The 513-nt window shown below is 56.3% G+C and carries 1 protein-coding gene; it reads right to left on the bottom strand.

What is annotated here, in order from left to right; genetic code table 11:
- Nucleotides 1-220: enoyl-CoA hydratase-related protein (locus ACFO3E_RS15815; protein ID WP_380806052.1), on the bottom strand; the 220-nt coding region annotated here is incomplete at its 3' end.
- Between the last annotated feature and the right edge of the window lie 293 nt (nucleotides 221-513).

Below are 513 nucleotides of genomic sequence, written 5' to 3' on the forward strand. Positions count from 1 at the left end.
GCTTGCCGTTGCCGCCCAGCACGATCGCGCGCACATCGTCATCGTTCGTCGCCTTCACAAAGGCGTCGTCGAGCGCATAGGTCATCTGGCCGTTCTGGGCGTTGTTGAAGCCCGGACGGTTCATCATGATCCATGCGACATTGTCGATCACCTCATAGGTGACCGGCTCATCCGTCTCGTAAACAATGTTGACCTGCTGCGGTTCGACTAAGTAGCTCACTTCTATTCCTCCTCGTTGGGCCAGCGAGGCCGGCGGCAGATGGAGCTGGTTCGAAACCAATGATGATCCACCTTACGGCCGAGCGAAATGGCCGATGTTGGCTTCAACATATTGCATGACTGCAAGCGAACTTGAACTGAGATGCTCATGTTCAACAATCGATATTAAGCGAAGGAGAGAGATACTCGTGTTGGGGCATTGGTTCAGCGTGCCGCCTTGGCCAGTTGCGCCTCACGCGCCGCACGCATCTCCGCAAAGTCCTTGCCCGCATGATAGCTGGAACGGGTCAGCGG

Origin of the sequence: Sphingobium tyrosinilyticum, from assembly GCF_042654265.1 — a bacterium.
In the GTDB taxonomy this organism is placed as follows: domain Bacteria; phylum Pseudomonadota; class Alphaproteobacteria; order Sphingomonadales; family Sphingomonadaceae; genus Sphingobium; species Sphingobium tyrosinilyticum.